Raw genomic sequence first — 17,941 nt, 5'->3', positions numbered from 1 at the left:
AGCCATGCCCGCGTATCGGGGCACGACGAAAGGCTTCAAGCGCAGCGGTGCCCTGTTGGGGGCGCGGATCCGGAAAGCCTCGGAAAGCCGGGGCTTTGCGGTGTCGCGCGTGGTGACGCACTGGCCCGAGATCGCGGGGGAAGAGATCGCCGCGATATGCCGGCCCGTCAAGGTGACCTATCCCCGTCATGGCCTGGGCGCGACGCTGGTCGTGCTGACCACGGGCGCACAGGCGCCGATGCTGGAAATGCAGAAGGAAACGCTCCGCGAGCGGGTGAACACCGCCTATGGCTATAACGCCATCGCGCGCGTTCAGATCACCCAGACGGCGCCCACCGGGTTTGCCGAAGGGCAGGCCAGTTTCGAGCATCGGCCGAAGGCGGCCGAGAAACCCGCCCCGAGCGAGATGACCGTGGCTGCGGCCGCCAGGCTGGCGCAGCCCGTGGGCGATGCGGGATTGCGCGATGCGCTGGAAAAGCTGGGCCGGAACGTATTAACGAAAAGCAACACGCAGAAATCGTAAGGTGATGAGATGAAAAACGTGCTTCTTTCCGGGGCCGCGGCCCTTGTCCTGGCGGCCGGCGGCGGCTGGTGGCTGAGCGGGCAGACCGGAAAACCCACCGAAAGCAGCGGTGTGATCGACCTGCCGGGCGCCGCCAATGCGCAGGAGGGGTCGGACGCGTCGGCGGAAGAGATCGACACGTCCTCGATCGTGGAAATGACCCTGGGCGAGGAAAGCGCGCCGGTGAAGATCGTCGAATACGCGTCCTTCACCTGTCCGCATTGCGCGAATTTCCACGAGAACCAGTTCAAGCAGCTGAAATCCGAGTATATCGACGCAGGGAAGGTGCATTTCACCTATCGCGACGTCTATTTCGACCGTTATGGCCTTTGGGCGTCGATGGTGGCGCGCTGCGGCGGCGAAGAGCGGTTCTTTGGCATCACCGAGATGATCTATGACCAGCAGAAGGACTGGATCGGCGACGGGCAGGACCCGGTGGCCATCTCGGAGCGGTTGCGCAAGATCGGCAAGGTCGCGGGGCTGGACGACGACCAGCTGGATGCCTGCCTGAACGATGCCGACAAGGCCAAGACGTTGGTGGCCTGGTTCCAGGAGAATGCCGAGGCCGACGACGTGAATTCGACGCCGACGCTGGTGATCAACGGCGAGACGCATTCCAACATGTCCTATGACGAGTTGAAGGCGATGATCGACGACCAACTGGCGGAATGAAGCCCGCGCCGCTGGTCGGCCTGAAGGTCGTCGAGCTGGCGCGGATCCTGGCCGGCCCCTGGGCCGGGCAGGTGCTGGCCGATCTGGGGGCCGAGGTGATCAAGGTGGAAAGCCCCGCGGGCGACGATACGCGCCAGTGGGGGCCTCCGTTCATCGAGCGTGACGGCGACCGCTCGGCCGCCTATTTCCATTCGTGCAACCGTGGCAAGCAGAGCGTCACGGTGGATTTCCGCACCGGGGCGGGACAGGCCCGTGTCCGTGAGCTGGTGGCGGAGGCCGACATCCTGATCGAGAATTTCAAGGTCGGCGGTCTGGCGAAATACGGGTTGGATTACCCGAGCCTTGCGACAGTGAACCCGGGGTTGATCTATTGCTCGATCACCGGGTTCGGGCAGGACGGGCCCTATGCGGGCAAGGCCGGGTATGACTATATCATCCAGGGCATGTCGGGGCTGATGAGCATGACCGGCGATCCCGAAGGCCAGCCGGTGAAGGTGGGCGTGGCGGTGACGGATATCTTCACCGGCGTCTATGCCAGCACCGCGATCCTGGCCGCATTGCACCAGCGGCAGGCGACGGGCAAGGGCCAGCATATCGACATGGCGCTTCTGGATACGGCGGTGGCGGTGACCGCGAACCAGGCGATGAATTATCTGGCCACGGGCACGCCGCCGCAAAGGCTGGGTAACCAGCATCCGAACCTGTCACCGTACCAGGTGTTCGAGTGTTCGGACGGCTTTTTGATCGTGGCTGTGGGCAATGACGCGCAGTTCGGGCGGTTCTGCGACGTGCTGGGCGCGACGGACGTCAAGGCGGCGCCGGACTATGCCACCAATGCCGACCGGGTGGCGCATCGCGATGCGCTGACAGAGGCGCTGACCGGGTACACCAAGGGGCTGAGCAAGGCCGCGTTGCAAGCCGGGTGCGAGGCGCAGGGCGTGCCGGTGGGGCCGATCAACGACATGGCCGAGGTCTTTGCCGATCCGCAGGTCGTGGCGCGGGGCCTTAAGGTGGAGGTGGACGGCGTGCCGGGCGTGCGCAGCCCGATGCGGTTTTCCGATGCGGATCTGTCGTTAGGACGCGCCTCGCCGAAGCTGGGCGAGGACGACCCGGCGTGATCAAATTGTGTGGCTTCGCCACGCTCTATTTTTTGATTTGAGTATTTAGGGCAAGAAAAAGCCGGATCAGAGGCCGAGGTTTTCCAGCTTGGCATCCAGCGGCGCCCAGTCGGACAGCGTCAGCCGGACCGGCAAGGTCAGGACCTTGCGGCGGAAGGCCGGGGGCAGGCGGACCGCGTCCTTTTCTGTGGTGACGAGCTGGGCTTGAATGAGCGCGGCCTCGTTTTCCAGCCGGGTCATCAGCGCCTCGGTGAGGGGCTGGTGATCGTCCAGCGCCTCGGCCCGCGAAAGGTCGGCGCCGAGGCCGCGCAGGGTGGCGAAGAATTTCTCCGGGTGGCCGATGCCCGCGAAGGCGAGAAAGCGCGTGCCGGTCCAGTCCATGCCGGTCTGCAACGGGTCCAGCCTGCCGTTCACGTGGGGGATCAGGATGACGTGGCCCCAGGTCTTGCGAAACGCGATCTGCGCGGCGTCGGGGCCGATCGACAGCAGAAGATCGGCGCGGTCGAGGCCGGTTTCCACGGGCTCGCGCAGGGGGCCGGCCGGCAGGCAACGGCCATTGCCGAAGCCCTTGACCGCATCGACCACGACAAGCGACAGGTCGCGCGCCACGGACGGGTTCTGGTGACCGTCATCCATGATGATCACATCCGGGTTCGAGGCCGCTGCCGCCCTTGCTGCGGCGGCCCTGTCGCGGGCGATCCAGGTGCGGGTGAAGGCGGCGACCAGCAGGGGTTCGTCGCCGACATCCCGGGCAGTGTGAGTGCGCTCGTTCACCTCGACGGGGCCGTCGAGCGCGCCGCCGTGGCCGCGGGAAATGACGGCAACGGTCCTGCCGCGCGATTGCAAGTGCTGGACGAGCGCGATCACCGTCGGCGTCTTGCCGGTGCCGCCGGCATTGAGGTTGCCGACGCAGATCACCGGAACCTCTGCGCGGAACTCCGGCGCCCTGGCCACGCGGCGGGCGGTGGCGCGGGCATAGGCGCGGCCCAGGGGCGACAGAAGCCGTGCCCGTAGTCCGGGCCGGTCGGGGGTGCTGTCCCAGAAGCCGGGTGCGCGCATCAATGTTCCTCCAGCCGGTCGAGCCGGTCGTTCAGCAGGTCGGCGATACGGTCGGTCAGCCCGGCGCTGCGCGAGGCGACCTCCCAGGCCGCATGGGCCATGCCGGCGGACTGATCGGGGGGGATCAGGCGTTTGACCGCGGCGGCCAGGGTTTCGGCATCGCGAACGATGCGGGCCGCGCCGGCCTCGGCAAAGCGGGAATAGCTGTTGAGATACCGGCGGATATTGGGGCCGTAAAGGATGGCCGAGCCGTGCGCCGCGGGTTCGTTCGGGTCGTATCCATGCGCGCCGGAGACCAGCGAACTGCCGAGAAAGGTGGTCGGCGCAAGGCGGTACCAAAGCCCCATTTCGCCGCGTGTGTCGGCCAGGATCACCTGGGTGGTCTCGTCCGGCAGCGCGCCTTCGGACCAGGTGATATGCCGCATTCCGGCGTCGCCCAGCGCGGCGCGGAAAGGCGCCGTCTCCTCCGGGGTTTCGGGCGCCATGACCAGCAGGGTCCGGTGCGAGAAACGGCTGATCTCACGATGGGCGTCAAGCACGGTCTCGATCTCTTCGGGGCGGATCATCGCGGCCAGCCAGATCGGACGGCCCAGCAAGGTGGCGGCGAGGTCGGCGCGGTCGGACTCGTTGTAGGGCAGGGACACGGTGCCTTCGAGCAGCGGGCCGGTGACCGATACCACGCGTTCGGGCACGCCCATGCGGCGCAGAAAGCGGGCCGAGGCCTCGTCTCGGGCCATGACGAACTCGAACTGGCGCAACAGGGCGCGGGGCAGGTCGGGAAACCAGCGCCAGGCGGGACGCGCCAGCGCGGATTCGGTGGCATCGACGAGCGCGATGGGAATGTGCATCTCCGCGGTGCGATCCAGCAGGGCGGGCTGAAGGCCGCCACCTGTCCAGAGGGCGATGTCGGGACGCCAGCAGCCAAGAAACGCCTCGGCGGTGGCGACGCTGTCTTCGGGCAGTTGTTCGAAGATGACTTCGGTCCGGTCCCGATAGGGCGTGGCCGGGGGCGTGTCCGTCGAGGTCAGCAGAAGCGAGAGTTTCGGACGGTAGAGGCGCAGGCGGTCGAAGAGCTGCAGCAAGGCGCCGGCGTGGCCGCTGTCGGCGGCATGAGCCCAGAACAACGGGCCGGAGGGGCGCTCCCGGCTGGGGGTGTAGGGCCGGGCCGGTCCGCGACGGGCATAGGCGAGATACGCCGCGAGGCTGAGGGAGCGGCTCATGCCGGACCCCTTGCGATGCGTAATAACGCCGTGAAATCATGTCTGTAGCAGAATGGCACCGTTGCATTCCTCGCGGCGGCCGGTCGTGGCGCAGGGTATTCTATTGCCAAGCGGGGTCAAGGGATGCGGACGGGTTGACCTGCGCGCCGGAATGAGGCCAATGGACAGGACCCCTTGCCGGAGCCATGGACCATGACCAAGCCTTTCCTGATCCTGCAACTGCGCCCGGAAACCGAGGCGTCGGACGACGAGTTCGCGGCGATCCTGCGCAAGGGCGGATTGGAGGCCGGCGCCGCGCGGCGGATCCGGATGGACCGGGAGAGGTTGCCGGAAGACATTGATCTGGATACTTTTTCGGGTGTGATCGTCGGGGGCGGTCCGGGCTGTGTGAGCGATGCGCCGGAGCAAAAATCCGAGATCGAGGCGCGGATCGAGGCGGATGTTCTGGGGCTGATGCCCAAGGTGACGGAGCGGGATTTTCCTTTCCTGGGTTGCTGTTACGGGATCGGAATCCTTGGGGCGCACCTGCAGGGCGATGTCAGCAAGCGGGCCTTTGGCGAGGCGGTGGGCACATCGGCCTGCGAAGTCACGCCGGAGGGCAAGGACGATGCGCTGCTGGCGGGCGTTCCGACGGCGTTCGACGCGTTCGTGGGGCACAAGGAGGCCTTGCAGGACCTGCCGGAAGAATGCGTGCATCTTGTGAGATCCGAGGCGTGTCCATACCAGATGTTGCGGTACAAAGAGAATGTCTATGCCACGCAGTTCCACCCCGAGGCGGATGCGGACGGGTTCGAGACGCGGATCAGGATCTACCGCGATCGGGGCTATTTCCCGCCCGAGGATGCGGAGGATCTGATCGCCATGTGCCGGGCGGCGGACGTGTTCGCGCCCGAGATGATCCTGCGGAATTTCGTACAGAGGTACGGCAAGGGTTAAGCCCGCCGGGGCGTCCGAAACCGCGTCGGTATCGCGTCGGTATCCGGGTGGTATCGCGGCGGTGCAACTGTCAGGCGCCGGTTGGTTAACGGAAGTGCGGAGGGTCGGCGCATGTCCGGGAGGTCCCGGGTCAAGCCCGGGAGGGGGGTGATGATAGCGGCCCGGTCGGCCAGGTGGACTGCCGGCTTCGAGCGCTCTTTGACGAGTGCTGTACTTTGAACGAATGGCGGCTCATTAAGCAACAGGCGTTACGCCACGCGAGAGACCGGCACGGCCGTAGATCGCCAAACTCAACGTGACCATTGCCAAACTTGCGGCGACGACAAACGTCAGGGAAAAGGCATGTGCCACATCCCTCGCCGATGCTTCCGCGACATTGCCTGTGCCAAGGAATCCGACAAACAAGGCGGGGATAGCGGAGGCACCCGTCATCAGCCCCAGGTTTCGCGACAAGCCAAGCAAACCCGAGAGACGGCCACGTTGCTTTTTGTCGGACCCCACCATCACGAGTGTGTTGTTGGCGGCTAGAAACAGCTGAAAGGCCGGGGTCAGCACGACAAGCGCCACGACATACCCGCCAACCCCAAAAAATAGGGGTAGAAAAGCAAGACACAGCAATCCGAAGACAGCCTGCAGGAGGCCGATCAGGATCACGCGGGATGCGCCCACCCGATCCGTCAATCGGCCCGCTGGAACGCCGGAAAGCGCGGATACGGCTGGACCGACCGCCAGAACCAACCCGACCAGCGCAACGTTCAATCCAAGAGAAAATGCCAGGAAAAATGGCCCGACGACGAGGGTGGACATCATGACGGTGCCAACCGTCATGTTCATGACGAAGCCAATACAGGTTGTGCGGTCGCGAAGCAGTCTCAGCGGAACGAGCGGTGAAGACACCCTAGTTTCGACAATCACAAACAAGGCGACCCCGATCAGGGCAACTGCGAACAGCATCATGGGCTGAATCAGGATGCCGGCCGCGTCACCGCTTGTCGCAAGCGCATAGGCAGACAGAGCAATAGCCAGTACAAATGTTCCCGGCAGATCCAGTTCCTTGATGGATGCGACCCGCGTTGCGGGATTTCGGGGCAACGCGGTGACGGCAAGAATGAGTGTGGCAGTTCCAAGCGCTGCAAGGAGCCAGAAGGCCATCCGCCAATCGCTCCAAGAGAGCAGCCCACCGCCAAGCGAGGGACCAAGTGCGGTGCCTGCGGCGGAGGTCATACCCAGTAACCCCATTGCCGTGCCAAGCCGCTCGGTCGGAACAAGATCGCGCGCCATCGACATCGGAAGCGCGATCAGAACAGCGCCGCCTAGCCCTTGCAATGCACGTCCGGCGATCAACACGCCAAGGTCTGGCGCGGTGGCGCAGAGAACCGATGCGACGATGAAGATCAAGAGACCGCAGGTGAACACGCGGCGATGACCGTACAGGTCGCCCAACCGTCCGGCCGGGACGATGGCGATGGTTATGGACATGAGGTAGATCAGCACAATCCATTGGACGCCCGAGACCGTCGCCGAAAAGACCTGTGTCAGTTTCGGGAGCAAGACCGACGCGATGCTAATGCCCAGAGATGCGGTCAGCGTGGCGGCGGCAAGAGTGATCAACGTGGCAATGGGCAATCGGGTCTGTTCGGTTCTGGTCATAGGGGGCGCTCTTGTTCTTGATGCGGTCGGTTGCTACATTGCCACTTCAAGTCAACTTGAGGTCAACCATGAAACTGCTTGATATCGGTGTGCTGTCGGAAAAGAGCGGCCTGCCTCCCTCGACGTTGCGATATTACGAGGAAATCGGACTGATCCGGTCGGTCGGAAGGCACGGCCTGCGACGACAGTTCGACGCGCCGGTCGTTACCCAGATTGCGTTGATTTCACTTGGCAAAATGGCTGGGTTCTCGCTTGAGGACATCAAAGCGATGTTCGCCCGGGATGGATCACCGCAGTTGCCTCGCGCGGAGTTGCATCTTCGTGCAGACGCGCTTGATGACCAGATACGTGGCCTCACCAGACTGCGCGATGCGCTGCGGCATGTGGCGGATTGCCCGGAGGAGAACCATATGGATTGTCCGAAATTCAAACGCCTCATGCAGTTTGCAGCGCGCTCTATGAGCGCCGGGAAGCGATGAGTTCGCCGCCGGTCTGAAAGCAGACGTCGCCAGGTCGGAACGCATTGGAAACTTCGACTGGATGGTGGACCGGCACGCGGTATAGCTGCCCCCGCTGAAACGTCAGATCCGCAGGAAGGGCTGCGCGATGCGGGGCAGGAAGCCGCGGAAGCGCAGGGGGGCGTCGGTGACGGCGAGGCAGATGCAGTCGGCGCCCACCTCGGCCACGGGCGTGTGGTCGAGCTCTTCGCCCGCGATCTCGATATCGCCGGGGCCGAAGCGGTCGACCTCGTCGGCGAAGGCGCCTTGCAGCACCAGCGTCAGTTCGGTGCCGCGGTGGCCGTGGTCGGGCACGGCGGCGCCGGCGGGAATGTAGAGCAGGCGGGCCGTGGCCTCGCGCGAGGTGGGCAGGATGGCCTGTTTCACGCCCATGCCGACGGATTTCCATTTCACCGCGTCGAGGTCGCCGCCGATATAGTCCTGCAGCGGGCGCGGCAGAGTGCCGGTGACCGTCTGGGTCGGCTCGGGCGCGGAGAGGTCGGCCGCGTCGATCAGGGCCAGCGTGTCCTCGAAGGCGGTGTCGGACAGGTCGGCATCGCCGCAGTCTTCCATCAGCGCGCCGCCGACCGCGTCGAAGGACGCGAGCCGGGCGCGGCATTCGTCGCACATGGAGATGTGTGCCGCCACCGCGAGGCTGAACGCCTCGGGCAGGGTGCCCGCGGAATAGCCCATGAGCAACTTGTCACTCAGGTGGTGTTTGATCGTGTCTGTCATCGTCGTCATCACTTCATCTGGTGGCGCAGGCGGTCCAGCGCCAGTCTGATCCTCGATTTGATGGTCCCGAGCGGGAGGCCGGTTTCCTCGGCGATCTCGGAATGGGTGAGATCGCCGAAATAGGCCTTTTCGATCAGGTCCTTCTGTTTTTCGGGCAGCTGCGCGATGGCGGCGCCCAGTTTTTCGCTCTCCTGTTGCAGGGCCAGGGCATCGGCCTGGTCCGGTTCCTGCTCCGGGCCCCAGGGCAATTCCTCGGGCTCGGGTCGTCTTTGCTTGCGGATCGCGTCAATCCTGCGGTTCCGCGCGATGGTGAAGATCCAGGTCGCCGCGCTGGCGCGGGACGGATCGAACATGTGGGCCTTTTGCCAGAGGGTCGCCATGACCTCCTGCGCGCATTCCTCGGCCAGTGATGCATCCGTCCCGGATTTCATCAGGAAGGCTTTGACCCGTGGGGCGAAATGCGAGAACAGCCGCTGAAAGGCGGCGCGGTCGCGCTGGTCGCGTATCCGGGCGATGATTTGCGCCCAGTCCTGGGTATGCTCTTCCGTCTTCTCGATCACCGGTTCAATACTCTTGCCTTTGCCACGGATCGAAAGGAGCACGCCCGCCTGAGGCGGGGTGTCGGCACGGAGGCCGGTGATCTCGATGGCGTCAGCGTCACTGAACATGTCCTTGCTACGCGACCGTTGCCGGATCGGATCAAAAAATTCAGTCGGTTTCTTTGCATCCGATTTCGACGCATGGTCGTACCTTAAGCAGGGACAATTAAAGGTACTACACGGAATGCCAGTTACGAAAGTTGCGCCGTTGCGCAAGAAAGTCGCAGTTATCGGCGCGGGGATCAGTGGATTGGGGGCTGCGTGGCGGCTGGCCGGCGCGTGCGATGTGACGCTTTTCGAGGCCGAGCCGCGGCTGGGCGGACATGCGCGGACCAGGATGGCGGGCAAGGACGGGACGCAGCCGGTGGATACCGGGTTCATCGTGTTCAACTATGCCAATTATCCGCATCTGGCAGAGCTGTTCGCGGCGCTGGACGTGCCGGTGGTGGAAAGCAAGATGAGCTTTGGCGCGTCGTTCCGGGACACGCGGTTCGAGTACGGGCTGGACGGGGCGCAGGCGTTCTTTGCCCAGACGCGCAACGTGCTGGACCCGCGCATGTGGATGATGCTGCGCGATATCTTTCGGTTCAACGCGCGGGCGGTGCGCACGGCGGAGGCGCATCCCGAGGCCAGCATCGGGGAGCTGTTGCGCAAGATGGGGATGGGGAAGTGGTTTCGCGAGCGGTACCTGAGCCCGTTCACCGGTGCGATCTGGTCGACGCCCACCGAGAAGGTGATGGATTTCCCGGCGCACGCGCTGATCCGGTTCATGGAGAACCACGCGCTGCTGGGCTACGAGGGGCAGCACCAGTGGTACACGGTTCAAGGCGGGTCGATCGAGTATGTGACGCGGCTGGAAGCGGCGTTGCGCAAGTTTGGCGTGCGCATCCGGACGGGTGCGCCGATTGCCGGGGTCAGGCGGACGCATGGCGGTGTGGAGGTGCGGGCGCATGGTGCCGAGTGGGACAGCTTTGACGAAGTGATCTTTGCCACCCATGGCGACGACAGCCTGAAGATGCTGGAAGACCCGACGCCCGAGGAACGTGCCGCGTTGGGCCGCGTGAAATACCAGCCCAACGACGTGGTGCTGCATTGCGATACATCCGTCATGCCGAAGCGGCGCGCGGTGTGGTCGTCGTGGAACTACATGGAAGGGCCGGCCAAGCGGGACGGGCAGATCGACCTGACCTACTGGATGAACAGCCTGCAGCCGATTCCGATGGACGATCCGCATTTCGTGACGCTGAACAGTACGCGGCCGATCCGCGAGGATTTGATCTATGACCAGACGGTGCTGCGGCACCCGGTCTATGACATGGACATGCTGCGGGCGCAGGCCGAGGTGGCGCGGATCAATGGCGACACCGCCACGTGGTTCTGCGGGGCCTGGATGAAGAACGGGTTTCACGAGGACGGTTTGTCGAGCGCCTATGACGTGGCCGATGCGATCCTGGCGCGGGACAGCGCGGCGGCGGCGGCGTGAATGGACCCGATCATATCGCGGGCCACACGTGGCATGGCCGCAAGGGCGCGGTCCGCAACGCGTTCCGGTACGGCATCGACTACGTGATGGTGGATGCGGAAGCCGCGCTGCCGAAGAGCCGGGTGTTCGGGCGCAACCACGCGGGACTTTTCAGCTTGCGGGACCGGGATCATGGCGGCCCGCCGGGGCAGGGGCGTGGCGCGGCCTGGGTGCGCGAGGTGCTGGAGGCGCACCAGTTCGCGGCGCCCGTGCGGATCGAGCTTTTGGCCCAACCGCGGGTGCTGGGGCATATCTTCAACCCGGTGTCGTTCTGGCTGTGCTACAACGCGGCGGATGACCTGATGGTGGTGATCGCGGAAGTGACCAACACCTATGGCGACAGGCATTCGTACCTGTGTCACCACGATGATCGCAGCCCCATAGGCCCCGAGGACCGGTTGCGGGCGAAGAAGGTGTTTCATGTCTCGCCGTTTCAGACGATTGAGGGCGACTACACGTTCCGGTTCGATATCCGGCCCGACCGGATCGGGATCTGGATCGACCTGAGCCGGGGCAAGGACGGGGTGATCGCGACGCTGGTGGGGGACCGCAGGCCCTTGACCACGGCGGGTGTTCTGAAGGCGCTGGCGCGGCGGCCGCTGGGGTCGCGCCGGGTGCTGGCGCTGATCCACTGGCAGGCGCTGAAGCTGTGGTGGAAGGGCGCGAAATTCCAGAACCGGCCCGAGCCGCCGACACGGGAAGTGAGCCGATGAGCGGGGCCGGCAAATCGCCGCGCCTGCCGGCCTTTGCGCTGTTCGCGGCGATGCTGTCGGCGGCGGGGCTGCCGCTGTACATGCACGCGCCGAAGTTTTTCGTCGACGAGTACGGCGTGTCGCTGGCGGCGCTGGGGACGGTGCTGGGGGTGCTGCGCTTGCTGGATTTTGTGCAGGACCCGCTGCTGGGGCGGGTGTCGGCGATGACGGCAGGCTATCGCGGGCTGACCGTGGTGATCGCCGGGGTGGCGATGATCGCGGGGATGCTGGGCCTCTTTGCGGTGGAGCCGATGCTGCCACCCCTGTGGTGGTTCGCGGTGATGCTGACGCTGGTGTTTTCGGCGTTCAGCTACCTGACGATCTGTTTCTATGCCCAAGGCGTGTCGGTGGCAGGCCGTATGGGCACGGGCGGGCACCTGCGGGTGGCGCGGTGGCGCGAGACCGGGGCGCTGTTGGGGATCTGTGCCGCCGCCGTGGCGCCCGTGGCGCTGGGCGGGTACGCGGCGTTTGCCGTGGCGTTTGCCGGGCTGGGGCTGGTGGCGCTGTGGGCGATGGGCACCGAGTGGCGCGGGCAGCCGCCCGAGGAGGGCGTGACCTCGCAACTGGGGACGGTGCTGCGCGATGCGAAGGCGCGGCGTCTTTTGCTGGTGGCCTTGGCCAACTCGGCGCCGGTTGCGGTGAGTTCGACGCTGTTTTTGTTCTATGTGGAGGACCGGCTGGCGGCACCGGGCTGGGAAGGGCCGCTGCTGCTGGTGTTCTTCCTGAGCGCGGCGGCGGCGGCGCCGGTGTGGGGCAAGCTGGCCGAGAGTTATGGCGCGCGGCGGGTGCTGATCTGGGCGATGGTGCTGGCCATCGCGGCCTTTGGCTTTGCTGTGATGCTGGGCGCGGGTGATGTCTGGGCCTTTGCGGTCATCTGCGTGCTGACCGGCGTGGCGCTGGGGGCGGACATGACGCTGTTGCCGGCGCTTTTTGCCGACCGGATGGCGGAGGTGTCGCCGGGGGCGGCCGAGGGCTTCAGCCTGTGGTCCTTCGTGTCGAAGATCACGCTGGCGATTGCGGCGGTGGGCCTGCTGCCGCTGCTGGAGTCGGTCGGCTATGCCTCGGGGCAGGAGAATTCGGAAGACGCGTTATGGGCGCTGGGCCTGCTGTACGGGGCGGTGCCGTGCGTTCTGAAACTGGCGGCGATCGCGCTGCTGGCAACGGTGCCCGGGGGCGGGGACGCGCCCCAGGGGGCCATGGTTGAAGCGGGGAGACGGAGATGATGTTCGAAGGATTTCTGATCATGTGCGGGGCGGCGCTGGCGACCGGGGTTGCCATGCTGCGCAATCGGTTCGTCGGGTTCCGGGCGCAAAGCGTGGAGGATTACGCCGACACGCTGCCGCGGTTCGACCTGCGCCAGCATCTGAACGGGCCGATGCGCTGCGAGGGGGTGATTTACGGGCCATTGGGGCGGGTGGCGTCGCGGTTTTCGGCCCGGTTCGATGCGCGCTGGGACGGCAACAAGGGGGTGATGGCCGAGCGTTTCACCTATGACAGCGGCACGGTGCAGGAGCGCGAGTGGCGGCTGGAGCTGGGCAATGACGGGCGCATCCGGGCCGAGGCCGATGACGTGGTCGGCACCGGGCAAGGCCGGCACGCTGGGGCGGCGGTGCAATTGTGCTATGATATTCGCCTGCCCGCCGAGGCGGGTGGTCATGTTCTGAGCGTCGAGGACTGGATGTACCTGACGCCGGGTGGAACCATTGTGAACCGCAGCCAGTTCCGCAAGTATGGGATCAAGGTCGCCGAGCTTGTGGCGACCCTGCAAAAGTTGGACGATACGGATATTCAGAAAGCGGCATAATGGACTGGACTGGAAAACGCTATTGGCTGGTGGGTGCCAGCGAAGGCCTTGGCGCGGCATTGGCACGGAAACTGAGCGCGGTGGGGGCGGAGGTGATCCTGTCGGCGCGTAGCGAGGACCGGCTGAAGGAGGTGGCGGAGATGCTGCCGGGGCGATCCAGTATCGTGACCGTTGATGTAACCGACGAGGAAAGCGTAAAGGCGGCCGCCGAAGAGGTGGGCGAGATCGACGGGGTGGTGACGCTCGCCGGGGTCTACTGGCCGATGAAGGCGACGGAGTGGGAGCCCGAGCAGGTGACCGCGATGGCGGACGTGAATTTCACCGGCACGGTGCGGGTGCTGAACCACGTGGTGCCCAAGATGGTTACGCGGGACCACGGACACATCGTTGTGACTGGCTCGCTGGTGGGCTTTCGCGGGCTGCCGGGGGCCATTGGATATGGCGCGTCGAAGGCCGGGATCATGTCGCTGGCGCAGAGTATGCGGGCGGATTTGTGGCGCACGGGCGTGCTGGTGCAATGCGCCAACCCGGGTTTCATCCGCACGCGGCTGACCGATAAGAACGATTTCAAGATGCCGGGGCTGATGGAGCCCGAAGAGGCCGCTCAGATCATGTTCGAGCTGATGAACGACGAGAACGCGTTCGACCGGAACTTTCCCAGCTGGTTCAGCCTTGTTTTCCGCGGTGCGCGGTTTTTGCCCAACTGGCTCTATTTCCGCCTGTTTGCGTGAGATCAAGGTCGGCGTCTGTCTTTGAGGCCATCTTTCCGGTAGACTGAGAGCCGGAAAAGGAGGTCGGGACATGCTGGATATCAGCACGTACAAAGTCGCCCAGGTGATCCTCATGTCGCGCGAACTGGACCGCGCGGAAGGAGAGCTGAGGGCGTTCATCGAGCGGCTGGCCGAGGACGAACAGGCCAGCCTGGTGGCGTTGATGTGGATCGGGCGCGGCAGCTTCGGGGCCGACGAGATCGAAGAGGCCAAGGCGACCGCGCGGGAGGAGGCCACGACGCCGACGGCGGATTACCTTCTGGGCACGCCGCATTTGTCGGATCATCTGGAAAACGGGTTGGACGAGCTGGGCCTGTCGGCGCAGGACGACGAGGACGACCTGGTGCGCGGCGGGTGATTTTCGCGGCGTGGTGGGTTTTCGTCCACCACAGGTGGGTTCTCACCCACCCTACGCAGTGTTGCGCCTTTGCCCGCGGGGGCGGGAAAATGCAGCCGGCCGCGCGGCGAGCGCCAGAATTGGCGCGGAATGTGGTATGCTCCGGCTCAAAGGCGTTTTCAGGAGGATGAAATGAAAACATCTGTCGTCGTCGCAGCCATCGTTTCAATCACGGCCGCCCCCGCACTGGCAGGCAACCTAACGCCGCCGGCGGATCCCTACGTGCCGCCGCCGCCCGTGCCGGTTTCGGACTGGGCCGGGCCGTATGTCGGTGTGCAGCTGGGTTTCGGCGATTTCGATCTTGACGCAACCTTGCCTCCGCCTGCCGGGGCGAACATTCCGCAGGTCATCAATCTTGACGACGATGGCTTTCTGGGCGGTGTTCACGCCGGATACAACTGGGATCGCGGCACGCTGGTCTACGGCGTCGAGGGCGATATCGACTTTACCGATATCTCGTTCAACACCGTGGACGTGGACTCGATTTCCCGCCTGCGCCTGCGCGTCGGCCTCGATACCGGCAGCGCGTTCGTCTACGGGACCGGCGGCGCGGCCTACATGAGCGGTGGCGGCGGTGCGATCAGCATCGACAGCTGGGGCTGGGTGGCCGGTGCCGGGGTCGATTTCAAGCTGAGCGAGAAATGGGTCGCGGGCGCCGATGCGCTGTACCACGAGTTCGACGACGTGTCCCCGTCGGGCAGCGTCGACGGCATGACCTATCGTCTGCGGATGTCCTATCGGTTCTAGGACCGGGGCCACAGTGGCGAGGGTGGCGCGTGGGCTTTCGCCCACCCTACGCCTTTTGCAAGGCCCTCAGCCGAGGTGATCCACGACCTGAAGGTGCTGCGCCAGCCGGTCGACCTCTGACAGCAGGCGTTCCACCAGCCTGGGGTCGTTGGGCGCGGGGCTGACGCCGGCGGGGATTTGGCCTTGCGCCACAGCCTCGACCGCGAGGGACACCGGGACCGACACCAGCCGGGACATCGCCGTGCCGCGCGCGTCGCCCCAGGCATCCATGACAAAGGTCTTGTGCCAGACGGCGTCGCCGCCGCGTTCGGCCTTGAGGTCGACACAGAGCACGACGCGGTCGGGGTCATCCTCGCCATAGGCGTTGTCGCGCCAGAACTGGTCGGACATTTCCTTGAGCCTTGTCTCGCCTTCGGGGCCTTCGAGCGTTTCGATTTCGGCGAAGACATCGGCCCAGGCGTCGGACCAGCCGTTGAGGCGCAGTGTGCCGCGGACGAATTCCTTGACCCGCCACGCGGGCTCGAAGCCGTAATCGTCGAGGAAGGGCAGGCTGTCGCGGTTGGGGTAGACCTCGAACGTTTCGGGCGTGGGCAGGGGCGCGGTGTAGGTGCCGAGCGCGTCCCAGGGGCGCTGGACGTTCAACTCCGAGTAGTTGCGGATCGAGCGGGAGGGCGAGCGCAGGGCCTTGAGCACGCCGAGCGGCGACCAGCTGAATTTGTAGCGGAAGGGGTTGGGGTTTTTGGGGATGCCGCCGCAATAGCTGAGAAAGCTGAGGTCGTTTTCGGGGTTGAAGGCCGCCGAGGCGCGGTAGTCGGCCATCAGGTGGTGGGCCATCAGGTGGTCGATGCCGGGATCGAGGCCGATTTCGTTGACCACGGAAACGCCGCGCAGGAGCGCCTTGGCGTGGAGTTCGCGCATCTCGGGGGCGATGTAGGAGCTTGAGACGAAGTGTGCGCCCTTGTTGATGCACATCTCGGCGATGGGCACGTGCCAGTCGCCGGGGAGCATGGACACCACGATGTCGCCCTCCTGAACCTCGGACGAGAGCATGTCGAAATCGAAGGCGCGGATGCGGTTCGTGAGGTCGCCCACGGCGGCCTCGGCCTTGTCCAGAGAGCGGTTCCAGACGGTGACGGAATGGCCCGTCTCGATCAGCCTGCGCAGGCCGGGCACCGCCGAAAGGCCGGTGCCACACCAGTGGATTGTCATGTTGGTGTCCCCTTCAAACGTGCTCGCGGAAGGTCCGTTCCGCGCGCGCCCATACTCCGGCGTCCAGTTTGTCCAGTGTTTTCAGGGATGGCAAGAGTTGGCTGGCATAGTCCTGCGAGGATTCCAGCGGCAGGAGCGACGGCAGGTTGTCGATCGCCATGACGTCGAGCGGGGGCGCGTCGTGCACGCGGGTCACCGGCGCGTCCCAGGTGGTGGCCTGGGAGTAGACCGGCACGGGGTTGTAATCGCTGTCGGGGTCGCAGGCGACGTCGCCGATGACGGTCAGGCGGCGGGGGGCGGTCAGGGCCTCTGCCGGCACGAAGACGGGCGTGCCGGGGCGGGCGAAGATGCAGTTGAGAAAAAGATCGTGGTCCAGGATCTCGGGGAAGGGGCCGCCATGGGCGGTTTCGTCCATGTCCCACCGGGTGGGGGTGACGTCCATCGCGGTGCAGAGGTCGGCGGCGCCGGTGCCGACGCGGCCGAGCGCGCCGATGACGATGGCGGAAGGACGGTCGTGGCCGGTGGTGTCGAGCGCCTGCGCCAGGTCGGTCAGCAGCGCGTCCTTGTCCGGGTAGGCTGAGACGGGCGGACAGGTCCGGCCCTGTTGCTGGGCGGCCAAGGCGAAGAGGCTGACGGCGGCACCGGCATAGCCCGCCCAGTAGCCGAAGGCGGCGACGCGGCGGCCCTGTTCATCCACCAGGTATTCCAGGTCGTAGAGCGTGCCGCCCCCGGCCTTGAAACGGTCCAGCAGGCGGCGGCCGGAATGCTGGCCCTTGAAGGCGTGGCCGAACATGATGTGGCGGTGCGGCAGGGGCGTGCCGTCGTCGGGCAGCTCTTTGAGCCCGAAGATGATGGCGTCGCGGGGCGCGTCGGGCCATGCGTTCTGCGGCACGATGGTGGCGCCCGCGTCGGCATAGCGGTCGGTGGGGATGATGCGGTCGGGGCTGTCCTCGACGCTGATATCCATGCCCTGTGCGATGAGGGCGGCGGCGCCGTCGGGGGTGAGGCCGGTGCGGTCTTCGTTGTCGCGCTGTTCGGCGCGGAGCCAGAGGTGGGTCATGCGAAGTCTTTCGTCAGCAGGCCGTAGGCGCGGATGGCTGCGGCCGAGGGGCGGGCGGACATCATGGTGCGGTGGGCCTTGATCTTGGGAAAACGGTCTACGTCGACATTGTCAGTCTCGAGCCAGCAGCAGATGGCGAAGAGCCAAGGATCGGCGATGGTCATTTCTTCGCCCATGACGAAGGGGGCGAAGGTGCAGTTTTCCTCGATGAAGGTGCAGCTGTCGGTCATGGTTTGGGGCATCTTTGCCTTCATGTCCGCTAGCGCCGCGTCGCTGTCGGCCCAGCGGATGCCCCGGGGGCCGTGGGCGTGGTTCACGTGCATGGTCGATGCAAGGTAGTAGCAGATGCTGCGCATCTGGCCGGCCTGCCACGGGTCGGCAGGGACGAGGCCTTTGTCGGGCACCTGGGCGGCGATGAATTCGGCGATGGCGCCGGTTTCCGTCAGAACGCCATGATCCGTCACGAGCGCGGGGACGCGGCCCTTGGGATTGAGCGCGAGGTAGTCGGGCTTGGTCTGGTCGCCGTCGGCGAAGCTGAGCGCGACGGGGGTATGGTCCAGCCCGGCCTCTTGCAGCAGGAGGCCGGTGGCGACCGAAATGGTGCCGGGGGCGTAGTAGAATTTCATGCGCGT

20 protein-coding genes are annotated in these 17,941 nt (G+C 65.5%); 12 read left to right on the top strand and 8 right to left on the bottom strand.

The features are described 5' to 3' along the window. The first annotated feature begins 4 nt into the window (after nt 1-4). Genes FIU85_RS10065 through FIU85_RS10055 form a run of 3 tightly spaced genes read left to right on the top strand, consistent with a single transcriptional unit; the run spans nt 5 to nt 2,352 of the window. Complete coding sequence (locus FIU85_RS10065; RefSeq protein WP_152496799.1) at nt 5-523, top strand: DUF721 domain-containing protein; 519 nt, start codon at nt 5-7, stop codon at nt 521-523. A 9-nt stretch (nt 524-532) separates the two neighbouring features. Further along, entirely contained in the window at nt 533-1,234 is a 702-nt protein-coding gene (locus FIU85_RS10060; protein WP_152496798.1) for a DsbA family protein, read from the top strand. Further along, the gene (locus FIU85_RS10055; RefSeq protein WP_152496797.1) at nt 1,231-2,352 is read left to right on the top strand and encodes a CaiB/BaiF CoA-transferase family protein; all 1,122 of its coding nucleotides are present in this window, start codon (nt 1,231-1,233) and stop codon (nt 2,350-2,352) included. Before FIU85_RS10060 ends, FIU85_RS10055 begins: the two co-directional genes overlap by 4 nt. Before the next feature lie 66 nt (nt 2,353-2,418). Here FIU85_RS10055 and lpxK read toward each other — a convergent pair whose 3' ends face one another. After that, entirely contained in the window at nt 2,419-3,411 is a 993-nt protein-coding gene (gene lpxK, locus FIU85_RS10050; protein WP_152496796.1) for a tetraacyldisaccharide 4'-kinase, read from the bottom strand. Further along, nucleotides 3,411-4,631 (bottom strand): 3-deoxy-D-manno-octulosonic acid transferase, encoded by a 1,221-nt coding sequence (locus tag FIU85_RS10045; RefSeq protein ID WP_152490882.1) that lies wholly within the window; start codon nt 4,629-4,631, stop codon nt 3,411-3,413. The genes lpxK and FIU85_RS10045 overlap by 1 nt, the downstream gene beginning before the upstream one ends. A 192-nt stretch (nt 4,632-4,823) precedes the next feature. On the opposite strand from FIU85_RS10045, the gene FIU85_RS10040 reads away from it, so the two are divergent. Next, entirely contained in the window at nt 4,824-5,567 is a 744-nt protein-coding gene (locus tag FIU85_RS10040) for a glutamine amidotransferase (protein WP_152496795.1), read from the top strand. A gap of 234 nt (nt 5,568-5,801) precedes the next feature. On the opposite strand, the gene FIU85_RS10035 is transcribed toward FIU85_RS10040, so the two are convergent. Next, nucleotides 5,802-7,217 (bottom strand): MFS transporter, encoded by a 1,416-nt coding sequence (locus tag FIU85_RS10035; protein ID WP_152496794.1) that lies wholly within the window; start codon nt 7,215-7,217, stop codon nt 5,802-5,804. Nucleotides 7,218-7,285: 68 nt separating this feature from the next. Here FIU85_RS10035 and FIU85_RS10030 point away from each other — a divergent pair, with 68 nt between their 5' ends. Further along, nucleotides 7,286-7,696: a helix-turn-helix domain-containing protein gene (locus FIU85_RS10030; RefSeq protein WP_152490885.1), complete on the top strand. Its 411-nt coding sequence runs from the start codon at nt 7,286-7,288 to the stop codon at nt 7,694-7,696. A gap of 102 nt (nt 7,697-7,798) precedes the next feature. On the opposite strand, the gene FIU85_RS10025 is transcribed toward FIU85_RS10030, so the two are convergent. Both FIU85_RS10025 and FIU85_RS10020 read right to left on the bottom strand, forming a co-directional pair. Next, nucleotides 7,799-8,449, bottom strand: a complete 651-nt coding sequence (locus FIU85_RS10025; RefSeq protein WP_152498220.1) for a ChrR family anti-sigma-E factor — start codon at nt 8,447-8,449, stop codon at nt 7,799-7,801. Nucleotides 8,450-8,457: 8 nt separating this feature from the next. After that, a complete protein-coding gene (locus FIU85_RS10020; protein WP_152496793.1) occupies nt 8,458-9,117 on the bottom strand; it encodes a sigma-70 family RNA polymerase sigma factor in 660 nt (219 codons plus the stop codon). A gap of 115 nt (nt 9,118-9,232) precedes the next feature. Between FIU85_RS10020 and FIU85_RS10015 the strand changes: the two genes are divergently transcribed. The 7 genes from FIU85_RS10015 to FIU85_RS09985 all read left to right on the top strand — a co-directional run bounded on the left by FIU85_RS10015 (nt 9,233) and on the right by FIU85_RS09985 (nt 15,040). After that, entirely contained in the window at nt 9,233-10,531 is a 1,299-nt protein-coding gene (locus FIU85_RS10015; RefSeq protein ID WP_152496792.1) for an NAD(P)/FAD-dependent oxidoreductase, read from the top strand. Continuing rightward, nucleotides 10,528-11,283, top strand: a complete 756-nt coding sequence (locus tag FIU85_RS10010) for a DUF1365 domain-containing protein (protein WP_152496791.1) — start codon at nt 10,528-10,530, stop codon at nt 11,281-11,283. The genes FIU85_RS10015 and FIU85_RS10010 overlap by 4 nt, the downstream gene beginning before the upstream one ends. Further along, nucleotides 11,280-12,545 (top strand): MFS transporter, encoded by a 1,266-nt coding sequence (locus tag FIU85_RS10005; protein WP_152496790.1) that lies wholly within the window; start codon nt 11,280-11,282, stop codon nt 12,543-12,545. Before FIU85_RS10010 ends, FIU85_RS10005 begins: the two co-directional genes overlap by 4 nt. Beyond that, on the top strand, nt 12,542-13,126 hold the full coding sequence (locus tag FIU85_RS10000) for a DUF3833 domain-containing protein (RefSeq protein ID WP_152496789.1): 585 nt from the start codon (nt 12,542-12,544) through the stop codon (nt 13,124-13,126). Before FIU85_RS10005 ends, FIU85_RS10000 begins: the two co-directional genes overlap by 4 nt. Continuing rightward, the gene (locus FIU85_RS09995) at nt 13,123-13,857 is read left to right on the top strand and encodes an SDR family oxidoreductase (RefSeq protein ID WP_152490890.1); all 735 of its coding nucleotides are present in this window, start codon (nt 13,123-13,125) and stop codon (nt 13,855-13,857) included. Before FIU85_RS10000 ends, FIU85_RS09995 begins: the two co-directional genes overlap by 4 nt. A 70-nt stretch (nt 13,858-13,927) precedes the next feature. After that, a complete protein-coding gene (locus FIU85_RS09990; protein WP_152490891.1) occupies nt 13,928-14,254 on the top strand; it encodes a DUF3775 domain-containing protein in 327 nt (108 codons plus the stop codon). 171 nt (nt 14,255-14,425) lie between these two features. Beyond that, a complete protein-coding gene (locus FIU85_RS09985) occupies nt 14,426-15,040 on the top strand; it encodes an outer membrane protein (RefSeq protein ID WP_172978858.1) in 615 nt (204 codons plus the stop codon). Nucleotides 15,041-15,106: 66 nt separating this feature from the next. On the opposite strand, the gene FIU85_RS09980 is transcribed toward FIU85_RS09985, so the two are convergent. The 3 genes from FIU85_RS09980 to FIU85_RS09970 are packed head-to-tail and all read right to left on the bottom strand — an operon-like array spanning nt 15,107 to nt 17,935. Continuing rightward, on the bottom strand, nt 15,107-16,249 hold the full coding sequence (locus FIU85_RS09980; protein WP_152496787.1) for a saccharopine dehydrogenase family protein: 1,143 nt from the start codon (nt 16,247-16,249) through the stop codon (nt 15,107-15,109). A gap of 13 nt (nt 16,250-16,262) precedes the next feature. Then, the gene (locus tag FIU85_RS09975) at nt 16,263-17,309 is read right to left on the bottom strand and encodes a saccharopine dehydrogenase (RefSeq protein WP_152496786.1); all 1,047 of its coding nucleotides are present in this window, start codon (nt 17,307-17,309) and stop codon (nt 16,263-16,265) included. Continuing rightward, nucleotides 17,306-17,935, bottom strand: coding sequence for a glutathione S-transferase family protein (locus FIU85_RS09970; RefSeq protein WP_152496785.1), 630 nt, complete (start codon nt 17,933-17,935; stop codon nt 17,306-17,308). Before FIU85_RS09970 ends, FIU85_RS09975 begins: the two co-directional genes overlap by 4 nt. Nucleotides 17,936-17,941: the final 6 nt, after the last annotated feature.

It is taken from the genome of Roseovarius sp. THAF8, from assembly GCF_009363735.1.
In the GTDB taxonomy this organism is placed as follows: Bacteria; Pseudomonadota; Alphaproteobacteria; order Rhodobacterales; family Rhodobacteraceae; genus Roseovarius.
The sequence above is the reverse complement of the archived record's forward strand: the minus strand, read 5'-3'. Positions and strand labels throughout refer to the sequence as shown.

What these genes read in the sequence shown, in the direction of transcription:
- FIU85_RS10065 (WP_152496799.1), top strand. Translation starts at nt 5, where the DNA reads ATGCCCGCGTATCGGGGCACGACGAAAGGCTTCAAGCGCAGCGGTGCC.
- FIU85_RS10060 (WP_152496798.1), top strand. Translation starts at nt 533, where the DNA reads ATGAAAAACGTGCTTCTTTCCGGGGCCGCGGCCCTTGTCCTGGCGGCC.
- FIU85_RS10055 (WP_152496797.1), top strand. Translation starts at nt 1,231, where the DNA reads ATGAAGCCCGCGCCGCTGGTCGGCCTGAAGGTCGTCGAGCTGGCGCGG.
- lpxK (WP_152496796.1), bottom strand. Translation starts at nt 3,411, where the DNA reads ATGCGCGCACCCGGCTTCTGGGACAGCACCCCCGACCGGCCCGGACTA.
- FIU85_RS10045 (WP_152490882.1), bottom strand. Translation starts at nt 4,631, where the DNA reads ATGAGCCGCTCCCTCAGCCTCGCGGCGTATCTCGCCTATGCCCGTCGC.
- FIU85_RS10040 (WP_152496795.1), top strand. Translation starts at nt 4,824, where the DNA reads ATGACCAAGCCTTTCCTGATCCTGCAACTGCGCCCGGAAACCGAGGCG.
- FIU85_RS10035 (WP_152496794.1), bottom strand. Translation starts at nt 7,217, where the DNA reads ATGACCAGAACCGAACAGACCCGATTGCCCATTGCCACGTTGATCACT.
- FIU85_RS10030 (WP_152490885.1), top strand. Translation starts at nt 7,286, where the DNA reads ATGAAACTGCTTGATATCGGTGTGCTGTCGGAAAAGAGCGGCCTGCCT.
- FIU85_RS10025 (WP_152498220.1), bottom strand. Translation starts at nt 8,449, where the DNA reads ATGACAGACACGATCAAACACCACCTGAGTGACAAGTTGCTCATGGGC.
- FIU85_RS10020 (WP_152496793.1), bottom strand. Translation starts at nt 9,117, where the DNA reads ATGTTCAGTGACGCTGACGCCATCGAGATCACCGGCCTCCGTGCCGAC.
- FIU85_RS10015 (WP_152496792.1), top strand. Translation starts at nt 9,233, where the DNA reads ATGCCAGTTACGAAAGTTGCGCCGTTGCGCAAGAAAGTCGCAGTTATC.
- FIU85_RS10005 (WP_152496790.1), top strand. Translation starts at nt 11,280, where the DNA reads ATGAGCGGGGCCGGCAAATCGCCGCGCCTGCCGGCCTTTGCGCTGTTC.
- FIU85_RS10000 (WP_152496789.1), top strand. Translation starts at nt 12,542, where the DNA reads ATGATGTTCGAAGGATTTCTGATCATGTGCGGGGCGGCGCTGGCGACC.
- FIU85_RS09990 (WP_152490891.1), top strand. Translation starts at nt 13,928, where the DNA reads ATGCTGGATATCAGCACGTACAAAGTCGCCCAGGTGATCCTCATGTCG.
- FIU85_RS09985 (WP_172978858.1), top strand. Translation starts at nt 14,426, where the DNA reads ATGAAAACATCTGTCGTCGTCGCAGCCATCGTTTCAATCACGGCCGCC.
- FIU85_RS09980 (WP_152496787.1), bottom strand. Translation starts at nt 16,249, where the DNA reads ATGACAATCCACTGGTGTGGCACCGGCCTTTCGGCGGTGCCCGGCCTG.
- FIU85_RS09975 (WP_152496786.1), bottom strand. Translation starts at nt 17,309, where the DNA reads ATGACCCACCTCTGGCTCCGCGCCGAACAGCGCGACAACGAAGACCGC.
- FIU85_RS09970 (WP_152496785.1), bottom strand. Translation starts at nt 17,935, where the DNA reads ATGAAATTCTACTACGCCCCCGGCACCATTTCGGTCGCCACCGGCCTC.